Below are 23,754 nucleotides of genomic sequence, written 5' to 3'. Positions count from 1 at the left end.
CTCAGGCTGCTCCCTGCTGAAAAATGATCTTTCCACTCTGGAGGCCAATCTGCTGACCGTTGAACATATGGGCAGCCGCAGAGTGCGTTGCCAAAATGACGGTTTTGTTTAGCGCAAGCTGCTGCAGGCTTTCAAAAATGCTTTTTTCTGTCTCCGGATCAAGGTGGGCCGTGGGCTCATCCAGCAGTAGCACAGGTGCATTTTTCAAATAGGCGCGCGCAATGGCAATACGTTGAGCTTGTCCGCCAGAAAGACCAAACCCCCCTTCCCCAATACGTGTTTCCAGTCCTTCCGGCAGCGAGGGGAGGAATTGGTCCACGGCCGCGGCTTTCACTGCAGCCATAAGTGTTTGCTCATCGGCATCAGGATGCGCAAACAGGATATTGTCACGTAGTGTGCCAGCAAACAGGGTAGGTTTTTGTCCTATCCAGGAGATAATGCGGGAAAGGGCATCTGATGAAATGGTTTCGAGCGGCGTGTCATTCAGGCGTATCTGTCCGCTCTCAGGTTTGATGAACCCTAGCAGAAGCTCCATCAATGTGGATTTCCCGGACCCCGATGCGCCCGTCAAAATAACGGTTTCGCCCGCAGGCACTCTAAAACTGATTTTATCAAGAGCCTGCCCGCGTGCGGGATCCCATGTGAAGCAAACCTGATCCAGCGTGATAGAGATGGCCCGCTCAGAAGCAAGCTGTTGCTCTTCAAGCGCCGGGTGCGATTGCACTGCGGGCAAATCCAGTACGGCTGTAGCGGCGCCCTGCGCATGAGCGCGATCCTGATAGGCAAGAGCCAAAGCGCGCAGAGGGGCAAAAAATTCTGGAATAACCAACAGGACAAACAGGCTACTTGTCAGAACATGCTCCAACTGCGGGCTCGCATTCTCGGCCTGCAAGGCCAAGGCCACCTTTCCGTCCATGATGGCAACCACGATCAAAGCGATCACCATGGCGGCATCAATGGACGCTGAAGAAAGGAAGGCAACGCGCAGAACTTTCATGGTCCGCTGCCGCAACTCGTCGGCTGCGTCAGCCAGACGCTGGGTCTCGTCTTCTGTCCGGCCAGCCAGCACAATGGTGGCGATGCCTTTTACACGGTCCAGAAAGCGCGCTTGCAGGCGGGTCATGGCAAGGAATTGATTGCGGGATGCAACGGCAGCGCCAATGCCAAAGATTGCCTGCCCGAACGGAACAGCCAAACCGCAAAGCCCTAAAACGAGCCCTGCCCGAGGTTGAATAATGCAGATAGGAATAAGAACAAGAGCGGGGGCAGCAATCCACGTGACTGAGGCGGGAATCCACCGACCAAAAAAGCCATCCAGCGCTTCGATCCTGTCAACAGCTGTTGACGTCAGAGCGCCGCTATGTGTTTGACGAAGAAGTGCAGGCCCACCGGCCAAAATAGAGCCAAGGACCTTTCCACGCAGCCGTCGACGTGCTTCGACGCCTGCATTTGCAGCCGCCACATCGGCCCCCGCCACCACACAAGCCCGTGCAAGAGCCAGAACCAAAAAGGACACAATCGGCCAGACAGGAAAAGTCTGAGGAGAGAGCCCTGAATGCAGGCTTATCAGCGCATGGCCGAGCACAACGGCTATGCACCATGCCTGCGCCACGCCAACAAGAGAAGACAGGATGCCAAGGACCATTACAGGTCCGGCTGCTTTGCGTCCCAGACGGGTTTGTGTCCGCGTCCACCCGCGTATCGCTTGTTTTTTACCGCTCATGACGTAGGCGTTTATACCGGACAGGAAGGGACGCAAACCATTAAGCACGCCAGCCCCGGCTGCAAACAGGGCATACCGCCACTTTTTTCTGGCCGAATCCTAAGGGATTAGGGGGAAAAGAAGCCGTTTCTAGGAACCGTCCAGTGGAAAAACAAAGGTGTAACGGGTGCCATGTTCGCAGTTTTTGTCAAACGTGGCATTTAACTGCCGGGCAAAGCCACGGATTAACTTCAAACCGATGCCATGTTGATCCGGGGAGGTGGCGGTCTCAATATCGCACCCTATCCCATCATCACTGACGGAAAGATTCACATTTGGTCCCTGAAGGCTCAAGCGAACAGCAATGGTTCCATGCCGTCCATCAGGGAAGGCATATTTGATAGAGTTGGTCACAATTTCCGTTACGATAAGGGCGAGCGGTACAGCCTGATCAGGGTTCATGGAAAAATTGTCTGCGACGACATCCAGCGTAATACGTGCGGCGCTTTCTTCGCCCGCAATGTGCAATGTCTGGTCGCAGAGTTCTTTAAGAAAACCCGCCATGTTGAGGCTGTCCAGACGATCTTCTGCGTAGAGCGTCCGATGGAGGGTTGCGAGAGCCCTTACCCTGTCTCGGGCTAACGCAAACTCAGCGCGTACGTCAGGGTTGGAGATGCGACTAGCCTGGAGGTTCAAAAGGGAAGCAACAATCTGCAGGTTGTTTTTGACCCGATGATGGATTTCACGCATCAGCAGCTCCTGATGCGCCATGGCTTTTTTTAGACGCGCTTCATGGCGAGAAAGTCGGCGGGTCGCCCGTGTGAAGGCTTGACCAAGTCTTTGAAGTTCCAAAGGCATTGAGCGCGTGATGCGTGTATCAAAAACGCCTTCTATCTGCCATTTCTGAACAGAGTAGGTTAATCGCCGTAGTGGCCATACCAGCACAATGTTGGCAGCCAAGGTGACCCCAATCAGTCCGGCCGCCAACAAAAGCACTAACCCCGATATTTCCAGAATCATGGTCCGCAATGCCCCTGATTCCCGGGCCGTTCGCTGCGCGGAGACCAGAATATCAGCCCCTCCAGCAATAGCTCCCAAGGCATATCCACCTTCAGGCGTGGGAAGTGACACGACAGACCCTGCGCTGGCTTCAAGCCGCTGCTGGAGGGCTCCTACGATGAAGCTGGGGGGCGGCGTCCATCGGCAATCCGTGCAGACAGAACTCAAGGTTCCATCCTGATTGATGAGCCATGCCTTCAGGGGATTGTTTTCATCCGAAAACGCCTGCCAGCCAATGCTGTTGGAAAGATAGGCTGCCTTCCGGGAGAGTTGAAGGATACCAACAAGATATCCATGCGTTTCCGGAATGGAAAGAAAAACGGCAGGAACCGTGATTCTCAGGAAGGAGCCGCTTCCTTCCGAGGAGCTATTGCTCTGAATCGCTTCCAGTAAGGTTCCCTGAAAAGAAGGAAAAGTTTCTCCTTCCTCAATATTCTGACACCCACTTCCTGGCGTGGAAATCGACTGGATGACGTTGCCTTCAGCACTGAGCACACCCAGATAGCAGTAACGTTGCCCGCTCATGGTTTCAGCCAGCTTCAGAGCATGACCAATCTGCTCAGGCGTCAGTCCCATACCACCGATGGTTTCCAACGCGCTCCGCAGGCGGTCCGTGTCGTGTCGAAACTGGAGGTCCAGCCGTGTAATGGCTGTAGCAGCACGCTGGGCACTGCCCACCATCAGTTCGTTGTAGTTGTGAACAGCAAGGACCGATCCGATCGCCACCACAGGTATGGCGGAAAGGCAGATCAAAAGCCGCATTCGGGCGCTGGTTGTGCTGAAGATATGCCCGATGCCGGAAAGCAGGGAAGCGAGAATTTTACGCAGGCTGCGTATAAGACTCCCTCTCTCCTGTCCCTGCTTAGTCTCGACGATCTTCTTCAATGAGCTTTAGCAGTTCTTCTGGAATAGGTTCGTTCGCTACATCATCAAAAAGCTGGTGAAGTCCGCGTTTGAGCCAGAGATCAAACGCCTGATCAGACGTTTTCTTGGATTCTTTTGGTGGATCGTCACCCATGAATTTTTCCATCCGGTGGTGCACCCTTACGCCGCCCGACGGAAATGCCATGTTGTCTGTCTGAATAGCAAACATCTGACATACTCAAGCTCGTTAGCCTACCTTACATATGTGGGCCTTCAAGCCCACTTTCTGTCTTCACGTTACACGCGGCTTGATGCGGTTTTTTCCTGTGTATTCCGCTCTACCTTCCGCTGCAATGCTGCGGCCTGCGCTTTCAGACGATCTGCGCCCACATGTTCTTCACCTATCATCCAGGCTTCAAGCTGACGGCGTGCCCGGAAAACGCGGCTTTTTGCCGTGCCAACCGCACATCCTGCAACTTCTGCCAGTTCCTGATAGCTCATCCCTTCCAGAACGCCTAACACCAGAGCTTCCCGCTGATCGTCTGGCAGACGTGCAAGCGCTGCATCCAGATCCTTGAGCACAATCCGATCTTCATGCGGAGCATTGGTGGACAGGAAGGACGGCGGCATATCATCAATGTCGGTCGTTTCACGTTTTTTCCGCAGGTCGGAAATAAAACGATTGCGCAAAATACGATGCATCCAGGCAGGGAAATTTGTGCCTGGGGCAAAGCTATCCTGCGCCGAAAGGGCGTTGCAAACGGCATCCTGTACCAAGTCTTCGGCCGCAGCGCGGTTACGGGTTAGCGCCAGTGCCTGAACACGCAGCTTGGGCAGGATAGCAATAACCTGATCGTGGAATGACTTCGTCATCGGATTTTTCCTTCGCCTTTATTCATTCTTGAAAACTGAATGAACGGGAGGAGGCAAAGGTTACAAAAAAAGCCTCAAAAAATTATCACGAAAAAGTGAATAACGCTTTTGGGGAAGGTTCAGTGGTCCTGCGTCAGAGCCTGAAGTTCTGCTCTGGCGCGCGAGACACGGGTTTTCATGGTCCCAACTGAAACCTCGCAGATGCAGGCGGCCTCTTCATAAGTCATTTCCTGTGCGCCAATCAGAATAAGAGCTTCCCTTAAAAGAGGAGAAAGCTGCCAGAGATAATAATCGAGATCCCGAATCGTTTCCCTGTCGGGGCCGTTCTGTCGGTTTGCTGGTTGCGTCTGGGCATCAGATGCATAGTGATCCAGCACTTCCTTTTCTTTCTGCTTGCGCCGTGCCTGTTCAAGAAACAAATTGCGCAGTATGGAAAATGTCCATGCTTTCAGATTGGTGCCCTGAGTGAATTGTCCTGCCTTTGCCAACGCGCGGAGAATGGTTTCCTGCACCAGATCATCCGCAAGTGTCGCATCACGCGCCAGCAGGCGTGCAAAAGCGCGAAGTGCTGGAACCTGCTTCAATAAATCTGTGCGAGAAAATGATGCAGTTGCGCTACGGTGCTCCAGTTTATCGCGTGTCAGAACACTTACCCCTTCCTGCAGACGATCGGTCATGTCATCGTTGCGATCCTGCGTGTCTATCGTCATTACTCCACGCGAAGGAGATTTGTCATGCCAGAGTCACAACGCGCGGCCTTAATCCAGGCACTTCCCTATGGCAGACGCTACGCACGCGCATTAACGCGTAGCCAGCCGCGAGGTGATCTTCTGGTGGCCGAAAGTTTGCGGACTTTGACAACCAGCCGTCCTGCTGATGATCTGCCTGCTTTATGTCGTCTGTATCAAGAAATATCACGCCATTTTTCTGCTCAGGCGGATCACCACCATCCAGAAGGTTCTCTCTCCATCCTTCAGCGCCAGTTACTCCTTCTATTAACACTGGAAGAAGTTTCTCCTCCAATGGCAGCGCGAATTCTTGACCTGTCAGACGCAGAAGCCGAGCGGGAAACTGAACGCGCATACTCTTTCCTTAAAACCGGCATTCAAACGTCTGTTCTTATTATTGAAGACGAACCCATTATCGCCATGGACATTGAAGAACTCGTTCTACAATGCGGGCACAAAGTGGCAGGAATAGCGCATACGCAAGAAGACGCCATTCGTATTGCTCAGGAAACGCGCCCCGGTCTTATTCTGGCGGATATTAATCTAGGTAGTGGCGGTGATGGCATGCGTGCCGTGGCGGAAATCACCAAAACGCATGATGCGCCGATAATTTATGTTACGGCCTATCCGGAACGTCTCCTGACCGGTGAAACATCGGAGCCCAGCTTCGTCATCACCAAGCCGTTTGAACCTTTGACTTTGGCGGTCGCGACCTATCAGGCTGTCAGCAGTTTTGATCTTGCAAGTTCGTGATGATCGTCTAGCGGTTCTTCCTGACCAAAGGGCGATATCTGGAAATATCCTCTTGCGTCACTGAGGGCTCTGGCACAGAAACGGAGAATGGCTCTCCCTCCCCTTCTCCACCTTCAAGATATTTCTCTCACTCTTGGTGGCAGGCCTTTGCTTGATAAGGCAGGCTTCGCTGTAGCGCGGGGTGAACGTGTCTGCCTCGTGGGCCGGAATGGTTCAGGAAAATCCACTTTACTTAAAATTGCAGCGGGTGCTTTGCAGCCCGATTCAGGCGTCGTGTTTTTGCAGCCGGGAGCCACTTTGCGTTATTTGCCGCAGGAACCCGAGCTTTCGACGCATCTTACGACGTCAGATTATGTGCTGGCACAGATTGCCGAACCCGAAAATTCGTGGCGTGCTGCGGCAATGCTCGATGCTCTTGGCCTAACGGGTCAGGAAAGCACCTCTCATCTTTCCGGCGGGGAAGCACGGCGTTGTGCAATAGCTGGCGCGCTGGCGGCTGCTCCTGATATTCTTTTGCTGGATGAGCCCACAAACCATCTGGATATGCCTACGATCGAGTGGCTTGAGCGTGAACTGCTAAGCCTCAATTCAGCAATGCTCATGATCAGCCATGACAGGCGTCTTCTATCTACCCTCTCCCGCTCCGTCGTATGGTTGGATCGAGGGATTACGCGCCGTCTGGATCAGGGTTTCAGCCGCTTTGAAGAGTGGCGTGAAGAGGTCATCGAACAGGAAGAGCGTGATGCGCATAAACTTGATCGCAAAATCGCGCGCGAAGAAGATTGGATGCGCTACGGTGTTACCGCACGGCGCAAACGGAATGTTCGGCGTGTGGGTGAATTGGCTGCGTTGCGAGCCGCTAAGCGTGAGGCCGTAAGGGCACCGGGTTCGGTTACGTTAGCGGCACAGTCATCGGGCGTCTCTAGCAAGCTGGTTGCTGTAGCTGAGAACGTTAGTAAATCCTGGGGAGATCGCGTTATCGTGCGTGATCTGGATCTGCGCCTACTGCGTGGAGACAGGCTCGCTCTTGTGGGAGCAAATGGCGCAGGGAAGACGACACTTCTTCGTCTTCTGGTTGGTCAGGATCAACCCGATAGTGGCACGGTTTCTCTTGGCCCCTCCCTTTCCATGGTAACGCTTGACCAGCAACGCCGGACGCTGGACCCTCAGAAAAGTTTGGCTGACACTCTTACGGGTGGCGGTGGAGATATGGTTCAGGTTGGTGCGGAAAAACGCCATGTTATCGGCTATATGAAAGATTTTCTGTTTAAGCCCGAACAGGCTAGGACACCAGTTGGTGTGCTATCAGGTGGTGAGAGAGGCCGCTTGATGTTGGCATGCGCTCTTGCTCAACCTTCCAACCTTTTGGTGCTGGACGAACCAACAAACGACCTTGATCTTGAGACGCTTGATTTGTTGCAGGAAATGCTGGCGAGCTATTCTGGGACAGTGCTTCTGGTAAGCCATGACCGAGATTTTCTGGATCGCGTTGCGACTTCTGTTTTAGCTTCAGAAGGCCAAGGTAACTGGGTGGAATATGCTGGAGGGTATAGTGATATGCTTGCCCAGAAAAAGGGTGGCATAGAAGAGAATGTTATGGCTGCACCGCCTGTTGTCAGGGTGCAGGGTTCATCAGAAGCTAATGTATCATCCGGAAAACCGTCGTCCCGAAAGTTAAGTTATAAAGACCAGTTTGCTCTGGATAGCTTGCCCAAGGAGATCGCTAAGCTTGAAAAACAGGCGGAAATAATCCGGACCAAATTGGCTGATGCTGATCTCTATGCAAAAGATCCGAAGGCGTTTGAAAAATATAGCACTGATTTAGTGAAGACCGAGACAGCTCTCGCCGCGGCAGAGGAAAAATGGTTGGAGCTTGAAATGAAACGAGAAAATCTGACGGTGGACCCAAATTAATTTCCCAAACCAGCTTGCCAAGAGCAAGAGGCTCCGCTAATACCAACCACACAAACCGGGTGCGTAGCTCAGCGGTAGAGCATCGCCTTCACACGGCGGGGGTCACAGGTTCAATCCCTGTCGCACCCACCACGATTTCCCCAGTTTTCTGCGGGTTTTATGTGGTTTCCGGTATTGTCTTCCAAATCACGACATATAAATAAGTAAGCGTTTCTTGTTCGCGTTATGGCGGGCACAAGTAGTTATGCTCCTTCTCTATTATGTTGGTTTGAGAGGATGATGAGACGTAATTGCTATCATATAAAAATGGAATATCTTCTTGTGTGTTTGTTTCATTTTAAGAATAGTTTTCAGTGAAATTTATTTGGTAATAATAAAATGAGAAATTTTCTTAAAATTAGAATTATATTATATCTGAGAATGAATATAAAATATCTTTGTTGTGTCGAAAATTACTATTCTATATAAATATTACATTTCTGTAGGTGTCGAATAAAGAATGTTTGTATTTGCACAAAAATCCTTTATTCGATGTGGGCAATTAAAAAATTATTCTGATGTAACAGCAACAGTTTCTGGGTTCAGACGGTAGCCACCACCTTCTGTAATAAGAAGGGAGGCATTTGCCGGGTCTGGCTCAATTTTCTGCCGCAGTCGATAGATATGAGTTTCCAAAGTATGGGTTGTCACCGCTGCGTTATAGCCCCACACTTCGTTCAAGAGAACTTGGCGTGGAACAGGCCGGGTCCCTGCCCTGTAGAGGAACTTAAGAATAGCCGTTTCTTTTTCCGTCAGGCGGATACGGCGATTTTTCTGGGGATCCTGTAGGAGTTTTCCTGAGGGACGGAACGTGTAAGGACCGATGGTAAAGACGGCATCTTCACTGTTTTCGAAAAGCCTAAGCTGCGCACGCAAACGCGCAAGCAATTCAGCAATTCTAAATGGTTTGGCAACATAATCATTTGCCCCTGCATCCAGACCGCGAACAATATCCGCTTCATCGTCTGAGCCAGTGAGCATAATAATGGGCATACGAAGCCCTTCTTTTCTCAGCTCGGCACAAAAATCACGCCCATCTCCGTCAGGTAGCGTGACATCAAGCAGAATAGCGTCACATCTGGCGTCAGGAGCCTTGAGTTTCTCGCGGGCTTCAGCGAGCGACGCGGCTTCCTGTACAGTGAACTCACCTTCAAGTTGCAGTTGCTCTACCAGCGTTTGACGCAGTATCCGGTCATCATCAACAACCAATATTGGACGTGCACCCGTCATGGGGTTTTCTTCTCCTTGTGTCAGCCTGTAACTAATGGCTGCCTAAACCATCCACTCTGACAAGTTTGTCACGATTTTGGGCTCAAACCAATAGCCATAAGCATGATCTCACTGACATCATAGAAAAATCTACAGCCAGGACTCTTATTGCGATGATGATACACATTAAACCACGCTCATGCAGTCGTAGTGATGCACAACTGCATTGCGAACACAAAGTCATGAGGGCGATAATCGGGAAAAACGGCGTTACACGGGATAAGCAGGAAGGTGATCATGCAACGCCAATAGGAATATTCTCCCTCAGGCAGGTTTTTTATCGAGCAGACCGCATTCAAAAACCCGATACTGTATTGCCCATAGAGGCCCTGACCATTCGGGATGGATGGTGTGATGATCCTACCCATTCCGCTTACAATCAAAAAATATCGCTTCCTCATTCTGCACGGCATGAGGCTCTTTGGCGAGAAGACAATGTTTATGATCTGATTGTTGTTATTGGCTATAATGACGAAACAATTCAGCCCGGGCGAGGATCTGCTATATTTATGCATCTTCAGCGGGAGAATAAAGCTCCCACCGAAGGATGCGTTGCCCTGACAGAAGAGGATTTGCGGGCAGTGTTAGCTTCGGGAGCTACAGCCATTCATATTCATGCTTCTGACGACTGATAGCTGCGTGGGAAGTGCGTGAAGACAGATGCTTCTTTGTTTCCTGAGAGCCGTCAGTATGCTCGCCCAGCCCCCTCGAACTCTAGCTGCCCAAGAGGAAGAACCTTGAAGCCTTATTCCGCTGACAAAGGCAAGTCTATCTCATCAGAAGCAGTTTTTTCTTCTGCGCGCGTCAGAACCGCAGCAAAAAAACCATCCGTCCCATTTTGCCGGGGCGAAAGCGAAAACATGCTCGTTTCTTTCAGCTTTTCTGGCAGGGCCGAGCTATCTGAGGCAACAAGTTTGAAATCCGGTTTGCGACGAAGAAACGCCTCCACTTGATCTGCATTCTCTGCGCGTAGAACAGAACATGTCGCGTACACCAACCTGCCGCCGGGTTTTACAAGAGTTGAGGCTTTGTCCAGAATTTCTGCCTGCTTGGTCAGTAGCTCTTCCAAATCCTGTTCAGTCATACGCAGACGGGCATCAGGATTGCGGCGCCACGTGCCCGTCCCACTGCATGGTGCATCGACCAACACTCTGTCAAAGGAAGCTGAACGGCGTTTGGCCCATTTATCGCCAGCTTGAAGAAGATGCTGTTCTACATTGTGTACACCCGCACGCCGCAAACGCCGGACAGCACCATCAAGGCGTTTTTCGGCAACGTCACATGCAGCAATATGCCCCTTGTTTTCCATCATCATGGCTAATGCGAGGGTCTTGCCCCCTGCTCCGGCACAATAATCCAGAATGCGCATCTGAGGTGCTGCGCCCAGAATGGCAGCGACCAGCTGACTGCCCTCATCCTGGATTTCTACTCGACCATCCTTAAAAGGCGTGGTGGAGGTGACAGGCTGCCTTCCATTCAGACGTAAACCCCATGGTGAAAGTGGGGTTAAAGTCGCATGCAGGCCTTCGCGGGCCAGAGCCTTCTGAGCTTCCTGTCGTGAGTTACGAAGAATATTCACCCGTAGATCAAGGGTGGCAGGCTCAGAAAGAGCTGCAAGTTCTTCTTCCAGCGTGTCTCCGAATGTCTCTTCTAATTTAGGGAGCAGCCAGTCGGGCAGTTCCAGCTTAACGGCGCGCGGCATGCGCGGGTCGTCCAAAGACTTTTCCGCCAGCGCTGAGAGAACATTTTTCTCTTTGAAAGTCAGCGCTCCAGCGGCAAAGCGTCCATCAGAAAAAAGGGAGGCGACGTCCCTAATGGGCGTCCCTTTGAACGCAAGGCATGCCGCCGCCAAAGTTCTGGGAGTTGGTGTTTCTGCACCACTTTGCTCCAGATGCCAGCTTAGCCTGCGCCACTCGCGCATGACATCCCAAACTAGTCCGGAAACAGCCCGACGATCTCCGCCGCCAATGTAACGCCGCTCCCTGAAGAAGCTGTTGGCAACGGCATCGGCTGGCTTACGGGGGGCTGCCTCCATAGCAGTAAGAAGGTCAATGGAGGCAGCAAGTCGGGCGGAGGGCGTCATGATCGTGTCTTAATCCCGGCGATAATTCGGCGCTTCACGTGTGATGGAAACATCATGAACGTGGCTTTCGCGGAGACCCGCGCCTGTAATGCGACGGAAACGGGCACGCTCCTGAAGTTCCTTGATTTCACGGGAGCCTGTGTAGCCCATACCGGCCTTGAGGCCACCGACAAGCTGATGAATAACGGCAGACATGGTGCCCTTGTATGGAACACGCCCTTCAATTCCTTCTGGAACCAATTTCAAGGAATCTTTCACTTCCTGCTGGAAGTAGCGGTCTGCAGATCCTCGGGCCATAGCGCCAAGGCTGCCCATGCCCCGATAAGATTTGTAGGAACGGCCTTGATATAAAAAGACCTCTCCCGGAGCTTCCTCTGTCCCAGCAAGCAGAGAACCGACCATAACCACGTCAGCCCCGGCGCCCACGGCTTTGACGATATCTCCTGAAGTGCGAATACCGCCATCAGCAATCGCTGGCGTATTCTTGGCGTGGCATGCCTGTGCCGTTTCCAGTACTGCTGAAAACTGAGGCACACCAACACCGGCAACAATGCGCGTCGTACAAATTGAGCCTGGCCCGATCCCGATTTTCACACAATCAGCTCCAGATTCGATCAGAGCTTCGGCTGCTTCCGGGGTCGCTACGTTGCCAGCAACAATCTGAATCTGGTTATCAAGCGCTTTAAGACGCTCTACTGCGCGCAGCACGCCAGAGGAATGGCCGTGCGCAGTATCGACCACTAGAACGTCAACACCAGCTTCAACAAGGAGCTTAGCACGGCTGAATCCGTCTTCCCCCACACCGGTTGCTGCGGCACAGCGCAACCGTCCCATGCTGTCCTTGATTGCGAGGGGGTAGGCAACGGCTTTGTCCATGTCCTTGACGGTAATAATGCCAACGCAGCGATCCGCATCATCTACAACAAGCAGTTTTTCAATCCGGTGCTTGTGTAAAAGCTGTCGTGCCGTGTCGGCATCAGCCCCATCGCGAACAGTGACCAGGCCCTCATGGGTCATAAGTTCAGAGACGCGTTGAGTGGGATCTATGGCAAAGCGCACATCGCGATTGGTGAGGATTCCGACCAGTTTTTGCGTATCGGGCTCTACAACAGGAAGGCCGCTGATGCCATTCCGGTGCATGATTTCACGCACCTCAGCTAACGTCTGGTCTGGTCCCACCGTAACGGGATTTACAACCATGCCAGACTCAAAGCGCTTCACGCGGCGCACGTGTTCAGCCTGTTCCTCGGGGGACAGATTTTTATGAATGACCCCCAAACCACCTTGCTGCGCCATGGCAATAGCCATTTGATCTTCCGTTACGGTGTCCATAGCGGCAGAAACAAGCGGAATATTGAGTTCAATGGAACGTGTCAGACGGGTACGAACAGAGGTTTGACTCGGAACGACTTCAGATGCAGCGGGAACAACCAGAACGTCGTCAAACGCCAAGGCTTCGCTAACACGGCTGTAAGGGGAGGAAGTCATACAACGGGGCCCTTCAGTAGAGTGCGACTGGGTCACCCGATAGCAAACTATTGCCTCAGGTCACCTGACCATTGGCGCTTCCTCATATGCCGTTGCGGATATAAACGCAAGAGGAGAAAAAACTCTGTAATCATGATTTTATGGAATATGTTTCCTTTCGCCCAAAATGGTGTTTCTCGTCAGACAAGAGTTCTTCGTAAGCGCTGCGAGAATTTGGGCCATGGTCAAGCCTCCTTTTGAGACGGGCTGTTAGTGGATACTGCACACAGCCAGAAGAGAAGCAGACTTCGAGCCTTGAGCTTGCCGCTGTTACCGTAAAAAATAACGCTCTCAGAAGTAAACCTTCAGGAAAGCGTTATTCTGGAAGAGAATGACTTTACAGGGTCTCATTTTTTTGTGGATTTGGCAGGTTTGGGAGATTTCTCCGGTGGGCCCCTATCGCCTGTTACACCACTGTGAGATGGTGGATCACTGGCTGGGAAACTGTCATCCAAAGTTTCGTCCAGCTTCTCATCCTGAGCTTGTTTTTTGCCGTTTTTGTTCTTTTTATCGGTCATAGCAGAACCTCATGTTGTTGATAAAAGTGAGAGAGCCCGCACTAATAAAAGTAGGATGTTTAATCCGCTCTTTCCAAGAGTAGCGAAGCTTCTTCACTCCAACGTGCCAGATGGACTGATTTTCCCTTATTTAGATAGATTGCTTATTCTTAATTATTGAGAAACATCCAATTCAGAAAATAAAAAACAAAGACAACGGACGATGAGAAAAATGTAGAAATAGCCACTTTATCATATTCTGGTAGGGTCAACATAGATATGAATGTCTTTCCTTTGATGATGTGATAATCAAGATATTTGAGTGCTTGGTATTAGAATGTCGATAGGGAAATAACGGCATGAGTCAGGAATGCTAAGTGTACCCTTTTTGGTTATTTTCACATTGTTCCATAATATAGATTCCCATTCATTCTCTGTATTTTCAATAATTTCATCATTCGTTTTCACATAATCTGAGGCGCTCAGATCTATAGAGTCTGGTTCCAATAAAAAACCATGCTTTGGAACCAGAATGAGAGTTTTATTGTTCCCTTCCTGACGAGAAAAGCAAAAAAGAGAATTGTTAAAAATGGGTTTTAAAGTGATGGGAATATAATCTCCTTCTGAAAAAAGTTCTGGAAAATTCTGACGAAATTTAAGTATTTTTTGTATTAATATTTGTTTGATAATTCCATCTTTCCAATGCTGTGCAGTCTGAGAGAAGCTTTCATGACGAAGGAGAGCTTTTTTTCGGGATTTATAGTCAACCGCCTGACGGTTGTCTGGATCTACCAAGCTAAAGTCCCACCATTCTGTGCCTTGGTATGTATCTGGCACCCCGGGCACAGTAAAACGTAGCACAGTCTGGGCTAGACTATTCAAGGCACCCGCAGGTGCTATTTTCTGAAAAAAGAGGGTAAACTCAGCAAGAAAAGGCTCGTGCGTAAGAATTTTTTCTATAAATGCCGTACAATCTGTTTCGTAATCTTTATCTGGATCTGCCCAGCTTCCATGCCGTTTGGCTTCACGTATCGCTTTTATCTGCCATCCGATAATGCGCTTCTTAAAAGATGTGTCTGGAATAATCTGCTCCAAGGGCCAAGCCCCTAAAAGCGTTTGATATAGAATCAGTTCGTCTCTGCTGTCTGGCCCATTTTTCCCTCTGTGGACTTTATTCAGTGTTGACCATCTGGATACGGCTTCTCTCCATTCAGAGGAAAGAGACGATAACACAGCCAGTCGGGCCCTGGCGTCCTCTCCCCGCTTATGGTCATGAGTGGCCGTGGTGAGCATGCTCTGAGGACTATTCGTTTTCCGAGACTGCATTGCCTGATGGAATTGGGTGCTGGATATGGAAAATTGGGCCGGGTCCGTTCCCACATCGTTGCGTGAAAGCAAGCGTCCGTAACGATAGAACACAGTGTCTTCAATGGCTTTGGCTGCAAGTGGCGCACTTAGATGTTCGAAAGCTTGCACTCTCTTCCAGTCATCATCCTTTCCTGCCAGTTTTTCATTTAACCAATTCAACAAGGGAGAAAGGCGGGAAGGAATTTTTGTTTTGAGTTCTTCATGCGCCTGCTCAAGAAATATGTTCTGATTGCCAGAATGTGCCGATAAAGACCTGTTTTTGCCAATTTCATCAGCATTATATGTTCGATATATGCGTATAAGCGAGAGAAGCTTGATGACAATAAGGCGGACTTCCCGCTTGGTAAAATCGCGAAGAGTAATATCCTGCCGCGTAAGACGATAAAGATGATCAATGAGGTTATCGGTTGCGCCCGAAAGCAAGCTCTCTGCGACTTCAATGCGGGCATTCTGGCTTTCTGTTGCATAATCAGACCAGCTTGGCGCGACCTCTTTCCACAAAATCTCGAGCGCATTTTCTCCCGAATTGTCATGCAGTAAAAGGCTCACTTCCTCCAGAAAATCATATCCTGTCGTGCCGGTTACCTGCCAAGTGGGCGGTAGTTTTTCTTCTGGCGCCAGAATTTTTTCTACGTAAAGCATGGGGGCTTCAGGAGACGAGGACAGACGAACTGCTTTCCGTTTGGCCATTTCTTCTCTGAGGCGCTGACAGTAATAGCCGGGTTGCGCCAAGCCATCGATATGATCAACACGAAAACCATCAACAACGCCTTGCTCATAGAGGGTAAGAGCATAGGAATGAACGGCATCAAACACGAAATCATTCTGAATATTCAGGGCAACTAACTCAGTAATGTTAAAAAAACGTCGCCAGTTTATGGTTTCGTCAGCAACACGCCACCATGCCAGTCTATAATTCTGTTTTTCGAGAAGATTATGGAGATCTGTCGCATTGTCGTTATAAAAATCAAGAATGTATTGAATAGAGTTATACCATTTTTCTGTTCCCACGTCATTTTTACTGGGTAATGGAAGATGATCCGGGCAGATCGGGAAGCAATGTTCATAGTGCTGAATATAAAAATATTCTTTCTCTTCATTATAAAATAACGTGAGAAACCCGTCCTTTAATGCCAACCCATAGGGACGATCTAGAAAAGGAAGAAGGATAGTATTTTTAGGCCGATGTTGAGCTGAATCCCAGTCGATATCGAAAAAAGAAGCGTAACCGGAAGATCGTCCCCACGTCAGAACGTCTTCCCACCATTTGTTATCAGATCCAACAGCCATATGATTTGGAACAATGTCCAGTATCAGGCCCATATTGCGTATATGGGCAGCGTGACTGAGCGTTAGAAGCCCAGGCTCCCCTCCCCTTTCCTGACTGATGCGATTGTAGTCAATGGTGTCATAACCGTGAGTGGAGCCGTGCCGAGATTCAAAAAGAGGAGAAAGGTAAAGGTGACTGATTCCAAGAGAGTGATAGTAATCAATGTGCTCACATGCGTCATAAAGTGTGAATTCGTTGTGGATTTGTAGCCTTAATGTCGCACGTAAATTCCTCATTTTACGATTCTTGCTTTTTCTATAATGGCGACACGACGCGCAATATCTTTATTTTGGACAATTTCTTTTACCATAATTGGATATCTGTTGCGCCAGTTTGGATGTTCTTTCTGATCGCCGGGCACATTTGGTTGTTCTGTCATACCCAGAAAATCTTCCATGGGTACAAGAACAAGGGGGCAAGGTGTGCTGGCTACGGCCTGAATTGATGTGTCAACAACTGTTGTAGCGCCCGCAGGACTGACGGGCGGCATAGGGAGAGGGTCTTCCTTTGACGTGGCGGCGGTCAACATAGACCATAACGTGTTGCGCTCATTCTGCCGTGCTGCTGTTGGCGCTTGTTCTTTATTTCTGGCATGTTGGGCAGGGTTATCCATTTCCAACCACCATCCGGCTACCGTAGGCAGATCATGTGTTGTTGTCATGGCAACACCCGTTGTAGGCCACGCCGCAGGTGCCATAAACTGGTTTGACGGGGTTTTCATAAACCACATCACATTCATGCCCCATATTTTCTTTTCTGCCATACGGCTTCGAAAGCCTTTGGGAACAGTTCCTAGGTCTTCTCCTATGACCATGCCTCCTGCTCTTACAGATTCAAGCGCCAGAAGATTTTTCAGGTCTGCCTGAGGCATGGTGAGATATGTTCCCTCATTGGAATTTCCTCCATCCGGTATCAGCCATATCCGTTCGAGGCCCATAACGTGATCAAATCTGATCCCGCCGCCTGCAGCAAAACCCGCACGGAGCATGGCAATAAAGGCTTCATATCCATTTTGCTGTAATGCCTGTGGAGAAAAGGTGGTTAACCCCCAGTTCTGCCCTGCCGGTGCCAGTTGATCCGGGGGGGCACCAATCGAGGCTCCAATAAGAAAGTTATCCTGTTGTGACCAGCATTCCGCCCCGGATGGGTCGAGCCCAACAGCAATATCCGCAATCAACCCGATGGGCATTCCCGCCTCTCGCGCTGTCCTGGCGGCATATTTCAGGCTTTTTACTGCAAGCCATTGCAAAAAAAGCCAAAACCCGACTTCTTCCTGGTGAGTATGGGCAAAGCGGGCAACTTCTGGCGTATCGGGTTTTTTGAAGGGAGCTTCCCATAATCTCCAGTTGTCTCCCCGCGGCCCCCGCGTTTTCAGAAAAGCCTGTAGCGCTTCAAAAACTGCATGGTTTTTTAACGCGCTTCCTCCCTCCTGAATGAAGGACAGCATGTCTTGTGGAGGACACGGCCGAATATGTTTTTCATACAGTACACGAAGAACCTGAAGCCTCAATGTACCGGCAGCCTTCCAGTTAATCAGCTTTTCTGCCGTTCTTTCTGTAATCTGGGCCGCCCAGTCAGGATGTTGCCGGTAAACTGTATGGATAAGCTGCTTGGAAAAACACGTCCGTAAATCAGCAAGAAGCGGATTCAAAAATCTTCTGCTGGAGGGAGAATACGGGCTGCATCGTTCGGGATGTATTGGGCAAAGTGCGTGCAAAGGACTCATCATAAGAGCGTCTGCTCCCTGGAGGCCTGCTATTTTGGCAAGCTTTGCCACACTGCCCAAATGCCCGATGCCGGTATCATTGCTTTGCCGAAGTGCGGGGATTTGTACAGTTAGCCCCCAACCGCGTGACTGTTCATTACGAAATTTTAGAGAAGCGCAGGTTTCTGGTGCAACAGCGAGCGTAATTTCTGTCCCACCAAGTTCCAATGTATGGTAGCCGGGTTTGTAACAACGGGGTAATTGAAAGATATCATTTTGAGTTGGCGAAATCTTTCCTTCAGTTTGCGTACCATCTTCGTGTTTTAATAAGAAGGACTGTGGTCCTCCTTTCCGAAAGGGCAAACTTGTCGTTTCGCCCACTTTAACAGTCAGCAAGGACGGGTAATTTTTTTCTTCTCCAGAAGAGCGTGTCTGCAAGGTATGGAGAAGTGCCTGAAGCACATCGGGGTCCGTGCGATGTGTTTTGCCGAACGCATCCTGCCATGAGATGGCAAGCCCTGCCTGCTTGGCAGCTTGATGCAGATCGCGCTTGGTCATCGTTCAGAACCTTCTCGCAAGGTCGCTATAAAACTATGAGATTTTAATGTATGATTGATTTTACGGTCCTGATGGTCCGAGCGGTAGAGGACAACCCCCGCATAGCCTGTAAGCATCGTAATGTCGGTGTCAGAAAAATTGACAAAAAGCTCCAGAAGTCTGTCATCACCCATGCGCCAACTGACGGCAAAGGCCCCAGGAGCCCATATATGGCTGGAAGCGGCACGTGCATTGCGTAAGCGCGGGACGATATGTTCCTGCCGAACAGCGATCAGCTTTTTTACCGTTTCATAGATTTGTGCATGCTCGGGCTGGCTACGCTCGGCCCAATCCAGACAGGGACGCCTGAATGTCTCAGGAGAGGCAGGGTCAGGAATAAGATGGGCTTTTTCCTGACTATTAAAAGCAGAAAACGCAGCCATTTCTTTTTGCCGCCCTTCGCGAACAAGCCTGTTCAAATCGTCACTATGACTTACAAAATAAAGAAAGGGTGTTTTCGTCCCCCATTCTTCTCCCATGAAAAGCATAGGAATGTGAGGAGATAACAACAGCAAGGCATGAGCAACACTCAAAACTGCACTGTCTATCTGTGTCGATAACCGATCACCCACCGCACGGTTGCCAATCTGATCATGATTTTGAAGAAAGAAAATGAACGAGGTTGGTGATAAATCGGCCGAGGGCTGTCCGCGGGGCTTTTGCGTATCGGGTGAGATCTGTCCTTGATAAACAAAACCTTCCTGTAGGGCGAGCACAAGGTCCTGAGTTGGGTTTTGGGCGAAGTTTCCGTAATAACCCTCTGTTTCTCCGGTTAACAGGACATGCAAGGCGTTATGCGCGTCATCATTCCATTGGGCAGAGTACCCTGCTCGCAGAAGAGAGGCATCATTATTTTCATTTTCCAGAATAAAATGGATGTGCCTTTCAGGATGACATCTTGCACGTATCTGGTGAACAAGATCCTGAAGCCATGATTGAGGAGCAATGGCATGCACGGCATCCAACCTCAATCCATCAATATGATAGACGTTAAGCCAATATAGTGCATTATCAAGGAAAAAATCCTGCACGGCAGGAAGCGTAAAATTTATGGCCTGCCCCCATGCCGTTTGTCGATCAGAAGAAAAAAACTCGGGAATGTATTGAGAAAGAACATTCCCTTCAGGTCCAAAATGATTATACACGACATCCAAGAATACCATGATATGCCGCTCATGCGCAGCATCAATCAGGGCTTTCAGATCATTTGGTGAACCGTAACTTGATTCCGGAGCATACGGGAAAACGCCGTCATATCCCCAGTTTCTGCTGCCTGGAAACTCAGAGAGCGGCATCAGTTCAATTGCGGTTATCCCTAGATCAGAGAGCGCATCCAGTTGTTTGATGATAGCAGAATACCCGCCACAGGTCCCCACATGGAGTTCATAGATAACGGTTTCTTCCCATGGGCGTCCAAGCCACTGAGGAGTGCGCCATTGATAGGCGTGCTGATCAACAATTGCACTCTTCCCGTGCACATCGTCTGGCTGGAACTGAGAGGCCGGGTCTGGAATGAGTGTCTCGGGAGACAGTTTATAGGAATAGCGCACGCCGGGCTGGCATGAAAAACAGGTTTCATGCCAGCCTTTCTCATCCTTGGACATGGCCATTTCTGAACCATCCTCCAAAACCACAGAAATCTCCTCGTAGTGAGGAGCCCATATGCGGAAACGTGTTGTTCCATCTGCCTGATACCAGGCTCCCCATTTTGGCAAGAAACTGACGGGGTGGCTCATGATACCTCTCCCACCTCTGTCGTGGTGGATGAAGGCCGATAGGCCAGCATGGCCAAGCTCCGACCACTCACTTGAAGCTCTGAGAGAGAGGAAAAAACCAAAGTTTCCTCCTTCTCAGGATGCGCACTTTCCAGAATAAAGCGCCATTCACCAAACGGTTGAGGAAGAGTGAAAAGTTGGGGATCAGCATTGGCGTTTAATAGAAGAAGGGTAATATCTTTCTTACCCTGCCTGGAAGCCGCTCGCCTTAAGGCAAGGGTCCGCCCTTCCGGCCGTTCCCATTCTTCCACGCTCATTGGCGTTCCGTCTGCGGAAAACCAGCCGATGTCAGTAATTCCTGGGCTAATTTCGGTATGACCGTGCAGATATCGTCCGTATTTTATGGAAAAATGATTTTGTCTGGCCATCAGGAGGCGTTTGACAAATTTAGCCATTTCCAGTTCTGACGGTATGTCCAGAAGGGACCAGTTCAGCCAGCTTAAAATACTGTCCTGGCAATAGGCATTATTATTGCCATTCTGGGTTTGTCCAAACTCGTCGCCCGCCAGAAGCATGGGGGTGCCTTGTGACAAAAGCAGAGTTGCAAACATGGCGCGGCGCACTGTATCGCGAACATGAAGGATGCCCGGGTCTTCGCTTTTCCCTTCCTCTCCCCAGTTGGTACTATAGTTCTCACCATGTCCGTCCTGATTGTTTTCTTCATTGGCCTCATTATGGCGTTCATTGAAACTGACGACATCCATGAGGGTGAAACCATCATGCGCTGTCAAAAAATTCACAGAACTCCATGGGCGCCTGCCTTTGCGTTCAAAAATGTCGCCTGATCCGGTCAGGCGGGCGGCCAGTAGGCCTCTTTGTCCTTCGTCCCCTCTCCAGAAGCGTCGGCTTGTGTCTCGATAACTGTCGTTCCATTCCACAAAACCCGGTGGATGGTTGCCAATCTGGTACCCTCCCGGTCCCGGATCCCAAGGTTCTGCAATCAGTTTAAGAGAAGACAGAAGAGGGTCTTGCCTTAAAATATCAAAAAAACCACTTCGTGGATCAAAGCCATACTCTTCACGGCCTAATGTGGTGCATAAATCAAAGCGAAAACCGTCAATGTGAAATGCCTCAGCCCAGTAGCGCAGTGAATCTATGACCATTTGCAAAACACGTGGATGAGAGAGATTAAGCGTGTTTCCACATCCTGTATCATTGATACAGCAGCGCAGATTGTCCGGTGCCAGACGATAATAACTGGCGTTGTCCAGGCCGCGATAACAGAGCGTTGGGCCGAGTTCGTTCCCTTCCGCAGTGTGATTGTACACCACATCCATTATGACTTCGATGCCCGCAGCATGTAAAATTCGGACCAACGTGCAGAGATCTGAGGGAGAGCCTGAGGTAATGTAGCCTGTATGAGGCACAAAAAAAGATAGAGTGTTGTAGCCCCAGTAGTTTACTAGGCCCTTGTCTTGCAGATATCGATCCGTCAGAAAAGCCTGAACTGGCATCAGTTCCAGTGTCGTGATACCCAGATTTTTAAGGTAGGACACAAACCAGTTTTCACATAGGGCTGCAAATGTTCCCCGTTTAGAGAATGGGATATCCGAACGTAGCATGGAAAGGCCGCGCGGATGTGCTTCCATAATGACGGTGTCTTCCCATGGCACATGAGGGCGTTTGTCGTCTCCCCAGTCAAAAGCGTGATGGCAGACAACGCTGCGTGGCATATAAGGAGCACTGTCTCTTCTGTCCTGAGTTAAATCTGCTCGTGCGGCGTTAATGCGATAACCGAACAGGGCATCAGTCCATGTCAGGCGACCTGCCATTCCTCGTGCGTAAGGATCAAGGAGAAGCTTGTGAGGGTTGAAGCGGTGCCCTTGCATTGGCTCGTAATTACCAAAAGCGCGGAAACCATACAGGGTGCCGGGACGCGCACCGGGAAGATACCCATGCCAGATTTCATCTGTGTATTCCGGTAATTTATAACGGTGAGATTCCTTGCGGGACGAGGAATCAAATATGCACAGTTCAATACGTTGGGCGTGGCCGGAAAACACAGCAAAATTAACGCCGTTTCCATCCCACGTGGCACCCAGAGGATAAGGTCGTCCAGGCAGAAGGGCATCACTCCATGATGTCATCCGGCTCCTCCTTCATGTTGTAGATACAAGACACTCAAAGGGGGGAGATACAAAACACACGATTGCTCATAACCGTGGGACACAATCTGCTCCGTGCTGCGCCCGCCAGCGTTGCCCGTTCCCCCTCCCCCATAATCGTCTGCGTCTGTGTTCAGTCTTTCTGCCCACCAGCCGGGAAGAGGAACACCTATCCGATAATCGATGCGCGGTACGGGCGTCATGTTACACACAACCAGAACCGGTTTTCCGTCATCTCCATATCGAAGCCACGCAAACACGCTGTTTTCTGTGTCATTGCCAATGATCCACGCAAATCCATCAGAATGAGTATCGTGTTGGTGAAGAGCAGGCTCCGTGCGGTGCAGCCGGTTCAGGTCTCTGACCAGCGCATGCATTCCCCGCCCCCACGGGGTATCAAGCATGTTCCAGGCAAGTTCCCCGTGAGGATCCCACTCTTCCCATTGGGCAAGCTCAGCCCCCATGAACAGCAGTTTTTTTCCAGGATGGCCCCACATGAAAGCGAGATAAGCGCGTAATCCTGCGTAGCGCGTGCCGCCTTCTCCTGGCATGCGAGAAAGAAGAGATCCTTTCCCATGCACAACTTCATCGTGAGAAAGGGGAAGAACAAATTTTTCGGAAAAAGCGTAGTGCAAACCGAAAAGAATGTTGTCATGGTGATAGCGGCGCCAGAGAGGATCACGGCTGATGTAGGATAAAGTGTCGTGCATCCACCCCATGTTCCATTTGTAAGTAAACCCAAGGCCAGCGCTGTCTACGCTGCGCGTGACACCTGGCCAGGCGGTTGATTCTTCCGCAATCATCAACGCAGTGGGCGCGTATTCAGCGACTGCGTGGTTCAGTTCCCGCAGGAATTCCACAGATTCAAGATTTTCCCGCCCGCCATAATAATTTGGCAGCCAGCCATTATGGGGGCGACTGTAGTCCCGGTACAGCATGGATGCCACGGCATCTACACGCAGCCCATCAACATGATATTGAGTAAGCCACATCAAGGCACTGGCAATAAGAAAACCTCGGACTTCATTTCTTCCCACATTATAAATAAGGGTATGCCAATCGGGATGCAGGCCCTCTCGTGGGTCCTGGTGTTCAAACAGGCATGTGCCATCAAAACGCGCCATGCCATGAAGGTCATTGGGAAAATGCGCCGGAACCCAGTCCAGAATGACCCCCAAACCGGCCTGGTGACATGCGTCTATGAAAGAGGCCAACTGCTGCGGGGTACCTTGTCGCGGCATGGGAGCGAACAGTCCCAATGGTTGATAACCCCATGAGCCATCAAAAGGATGAGCCATGATGGGCATAAGCTCAATATGCGTAAAACCGAGGTCAACAACGTAGGGAATAAGAGTTTCTTTAAGTTCATCCCATGTCAGAATACGCGTGCCATCTTTATCGGGGCGTCGCCATGAGCCGACATGGCATTCATAAATTGAGAGAGGAGCATTTTCTGCGTGGAATGAGGAGCGGCGAGCCATCCATTCTTCATCATGCCATTCAAAATCTAAAGGAGAGGCAACAACAGATGCGGTGGCTGGTGGAATTTCGGATGCCAATGCAAAA

At 50.4% G+C, this 23,754-nt stretch carries 17 protein-coding genes and 1 tRNA gene; 4 read left to right on the top strand and 14 right to left on the bottom strand.

All coding sequences use genetic code 11. From position 1 onward, the window contains the following. Position 1 precedes the first annotated feature (1 nt). The 5 genes from cydD to AD948_RS10885 form a co-directional block, all read right to left on the bottom strand. Entirely contained in the window at positions 2-1,723 is a 1,722-nt protein-coding gene (cydD, locus tag AD948_RS10900; RefSeq protein WP_061472016.1) for a thiol reductant ABC exporter subunit CydD, read from the bottom strand. 129 nt (positions 1,724-1,852) lie between these two features. Next, positions 1,853-3,523, bottom strand: a complete 1,671-nt coding sequence (locus AD948_RS10895) for a sensor histidine kinase (RefSeq protein WP_061472014.1) — start codon at positions 3,521-3,523, stop codon at positions 1,853-1,855. A gap of 100 nt (positions 3,524-3,623) precedes the next feature. Continuing rightward, positions 3,624-3,791: a NepR family anti-sigma factor gene (locus tag AD948_RS18195; RefSeq protein WP_158307605.1), complete on the bottom strand. Its 168-nt coding sequence runs from the start codon at positions 3,789-3,791 to the stop codon at positions 3,624-3,626. A gap of 131 nt (positions 3,792-3,922) precedes the next feature. Continuing rightward, positions 3,923-4,498, bottom strand: coding sequence for a sigma-70 family RNA polymerase sigma factor (locus tag AD948_RS10890; protein ID WP_006559239.1), 576 nt, complete (start codon positions 4,496-4,498; stop codon positions 3,923-3,925). Between the two features lie 119 nt (positions 4,499-4,617). Continuing rightward, positions 4,618-5,175 carry a sigma-70 family RNA polymerase sigma factor gene (locus tag AD948_RS10885; RefSeq protein WP_140385723.1) on the bottom strand — a complete coding sequence of 186 codons (558 nt, stop codon included), beginning with the start codon at positions 5,173-5,175 and terminating at the stop codon, positions 4,618-4,620. A 57-nt stretch (positions 5,176-5,232) separates the two neighbouring features. Here AD948_RS10885 and AD948_RS10880 point away from each other — a divergent pair, with 57 nt between their 5' ends. The 3 genes from AD948_RS10880 (at position 5,233) to AD948_RS10870 (ending at position 8,025) form a co-directional block, all read left to right on the top strand. After that, positions 5,233-5,979, top strand: a complete 747-nt coding sequence (locus tag AD948_RS10880) for a PhyR family response regulator anti-anti-sigma factor (RefSeq protein ID WP_039904903.1) — start codon at positions 5,233-5,235, stop codon at positions 5,977-5,979. An 87-nt stretch (positions 5,980-6,066) separates the two neighbouring features. Further along, the gene (locus tag AD948_RS10875; RefSeq protein WP_061472012.1) at positions 6,067-7,893 is read left to right on the top strand and encodes an ABC-F family ATP-binding cassette domain-containing protein; all 1,827 of its coding nucleotides are present in this window, start codon (positions 6,067-6,069) and stop codon (positions 7,891-7,893) included. 57 nt (positions 7,894-7,950) lie between these two features. Beyond that, a tRNA-Val gene (locus AD948_RS10870) sits at positions 7,951-8,025 on the top strand. Positions 8,026-8,442: 417 nt separating this feature from the next. Here AD948_RS10870 and AD948_RS10865 read toward each other — a convergent pair. After that, positions 8,443-9,162, bottom strand: coding sequence for a response regulator transcription factor (locus tag AD948_RS10865; RefSeq protein WP_039904348.1), 720 nt, complete (start codon positions 9,160-9,162; stop codon positions 8,443-8,445). Positions 9,163-9,314: 152 nt separating this feature from the next. On the opposite strand from AD948_RS10865, the gene AD948_RS10860 reads away from it, so the two are divergent. Further along, positions 9,315-9,833 (top strand): L,D-transpeptidase family protein, encoded by a 519-nt coding sequence (locus tag AD948_RS10860; protein WP_082782410.1) that lies wholly within the window; start codon positions 9,315-9,317, stop codon positions 9,831-9,833. 113 nt (positions 9,834-9,946) lie between these two features. On the opposite strand, the gene AD948_RS10855 is transcribed toward AD948_RS10860, so the two are convergent. The 8 genes from AD948_RS10855 to glgB form a co-directional block, all read right to left on the bottom strand. Next, positions 9,947-11,284, bottom strand: coding sequence for an RsmB/NOP family class I SAM-dependent RNA methyltransferase (locus AD948_RS10855; RefSeq protein ID WP_061472010.1), 1,338 nt, complete (start codon positions 11,282-11,284; stop codon positions 9,947-9,949). 9 nt (positions 11,285-11,293) lie between these two features. After that, positions 11,294-12,772, bottom strand: a complete 1,479-nt coding sequence (gene guaB, locus AD948_RS10850) for an IMP dehydrogenase (protein ID WP_006558617.1) — start codon at positions 12,770-12,772, stop codon at positions 11,294-11,296. 386 nt (positions 12,773-13,158) lie between these two features. Beyond that, positions 13,159-13,329 (bottom strand): hypothetical protein, encoded by a 171-nt coding sequence (locus AD948_RS18410; RefSeq protein ID WP_006558618.1) that lies wholly within the window; start codon positions 13,327-13,329, stop codon positions 13,159-13,161. 288 nt (positions 13,330-13,617) lie between these two features. Then, on the bottom strand, positions 13,618-16,242 hold the full coding sequence (treY, locus tag AD948_RS10845) for a malto-oligosyltrehalose synthase (RefSeq protein ID WP_061472008.1): 2,625 nt from the start codon (positions 16,240-16,242) through the stop codon (positions 13,618-13,620). After that, a complete protein-coding gene (gene malQ, locus AD948_RS10840) occupies positions 16,239-18,269 on the bottom strand; it encodes a 4-alpha-glucanotransferase (RefSeq protein ID WP_061472006.1) in 2,031 nt (676 codons plus the stop codon). The genes treY and malQ overlap by 4 nt, the downstream gene beginning before the upstream one ends. Further along, the gene (gene treZ, locus AD948_RS10835; protein ID WP_061472004.1) at positions 18,266-20,044 is read right to left on the bottom strand and encodes a malto-oligosyltrehalose trehalohydrolase; all 1,779 of its coding nucleotides are present in this window, start codon (positions 20,042-20,044) and stop codon (positions 18,266-18,268) included. The genes malQ and treZ overlap by 4 nt, the downstream gene beginning before the upstream one ends. Next, positions 20,041-22,170 carry a glycogen debranching protein GlgX gene (glgX, locus tag AD948_RS10830; RefSeq protein ID WP_061472003.1) on the bottom strand — a complete coding sequence of 710 codons (2,130 nt, stop codon included), beginning with the start codon at positions 22,168-22,170 and terminating at the stop codon, positions 20,041-20,043. Before glgX ends, treZ begins: the two co-directional genes overlap by 4 nt. Then, positions 22,167-23,754: 1,4-alpha-glucan branching protein GlgB (gene glgB, locus AD948_RS10825; protein ID WP_061472001.1), on the bottom strand; the 1,588-nt coding region annotated here is incomplete at its 5' end. The genes glgB and glgX, both read right to left, overlap by 4 nt.

This window comes from Acetobacter senegalensis, assembly GCF_001580995.1.
GTDB lineage: Bacteria > Pseudomonadota > Alphaproteobacteria > Acetobacterales > Acetobacteraceae > Acetobacter > Acetobacter senegalensis.
This window is presented reverse-complemented; position numbering and strand designations above follow the sequence as displayed.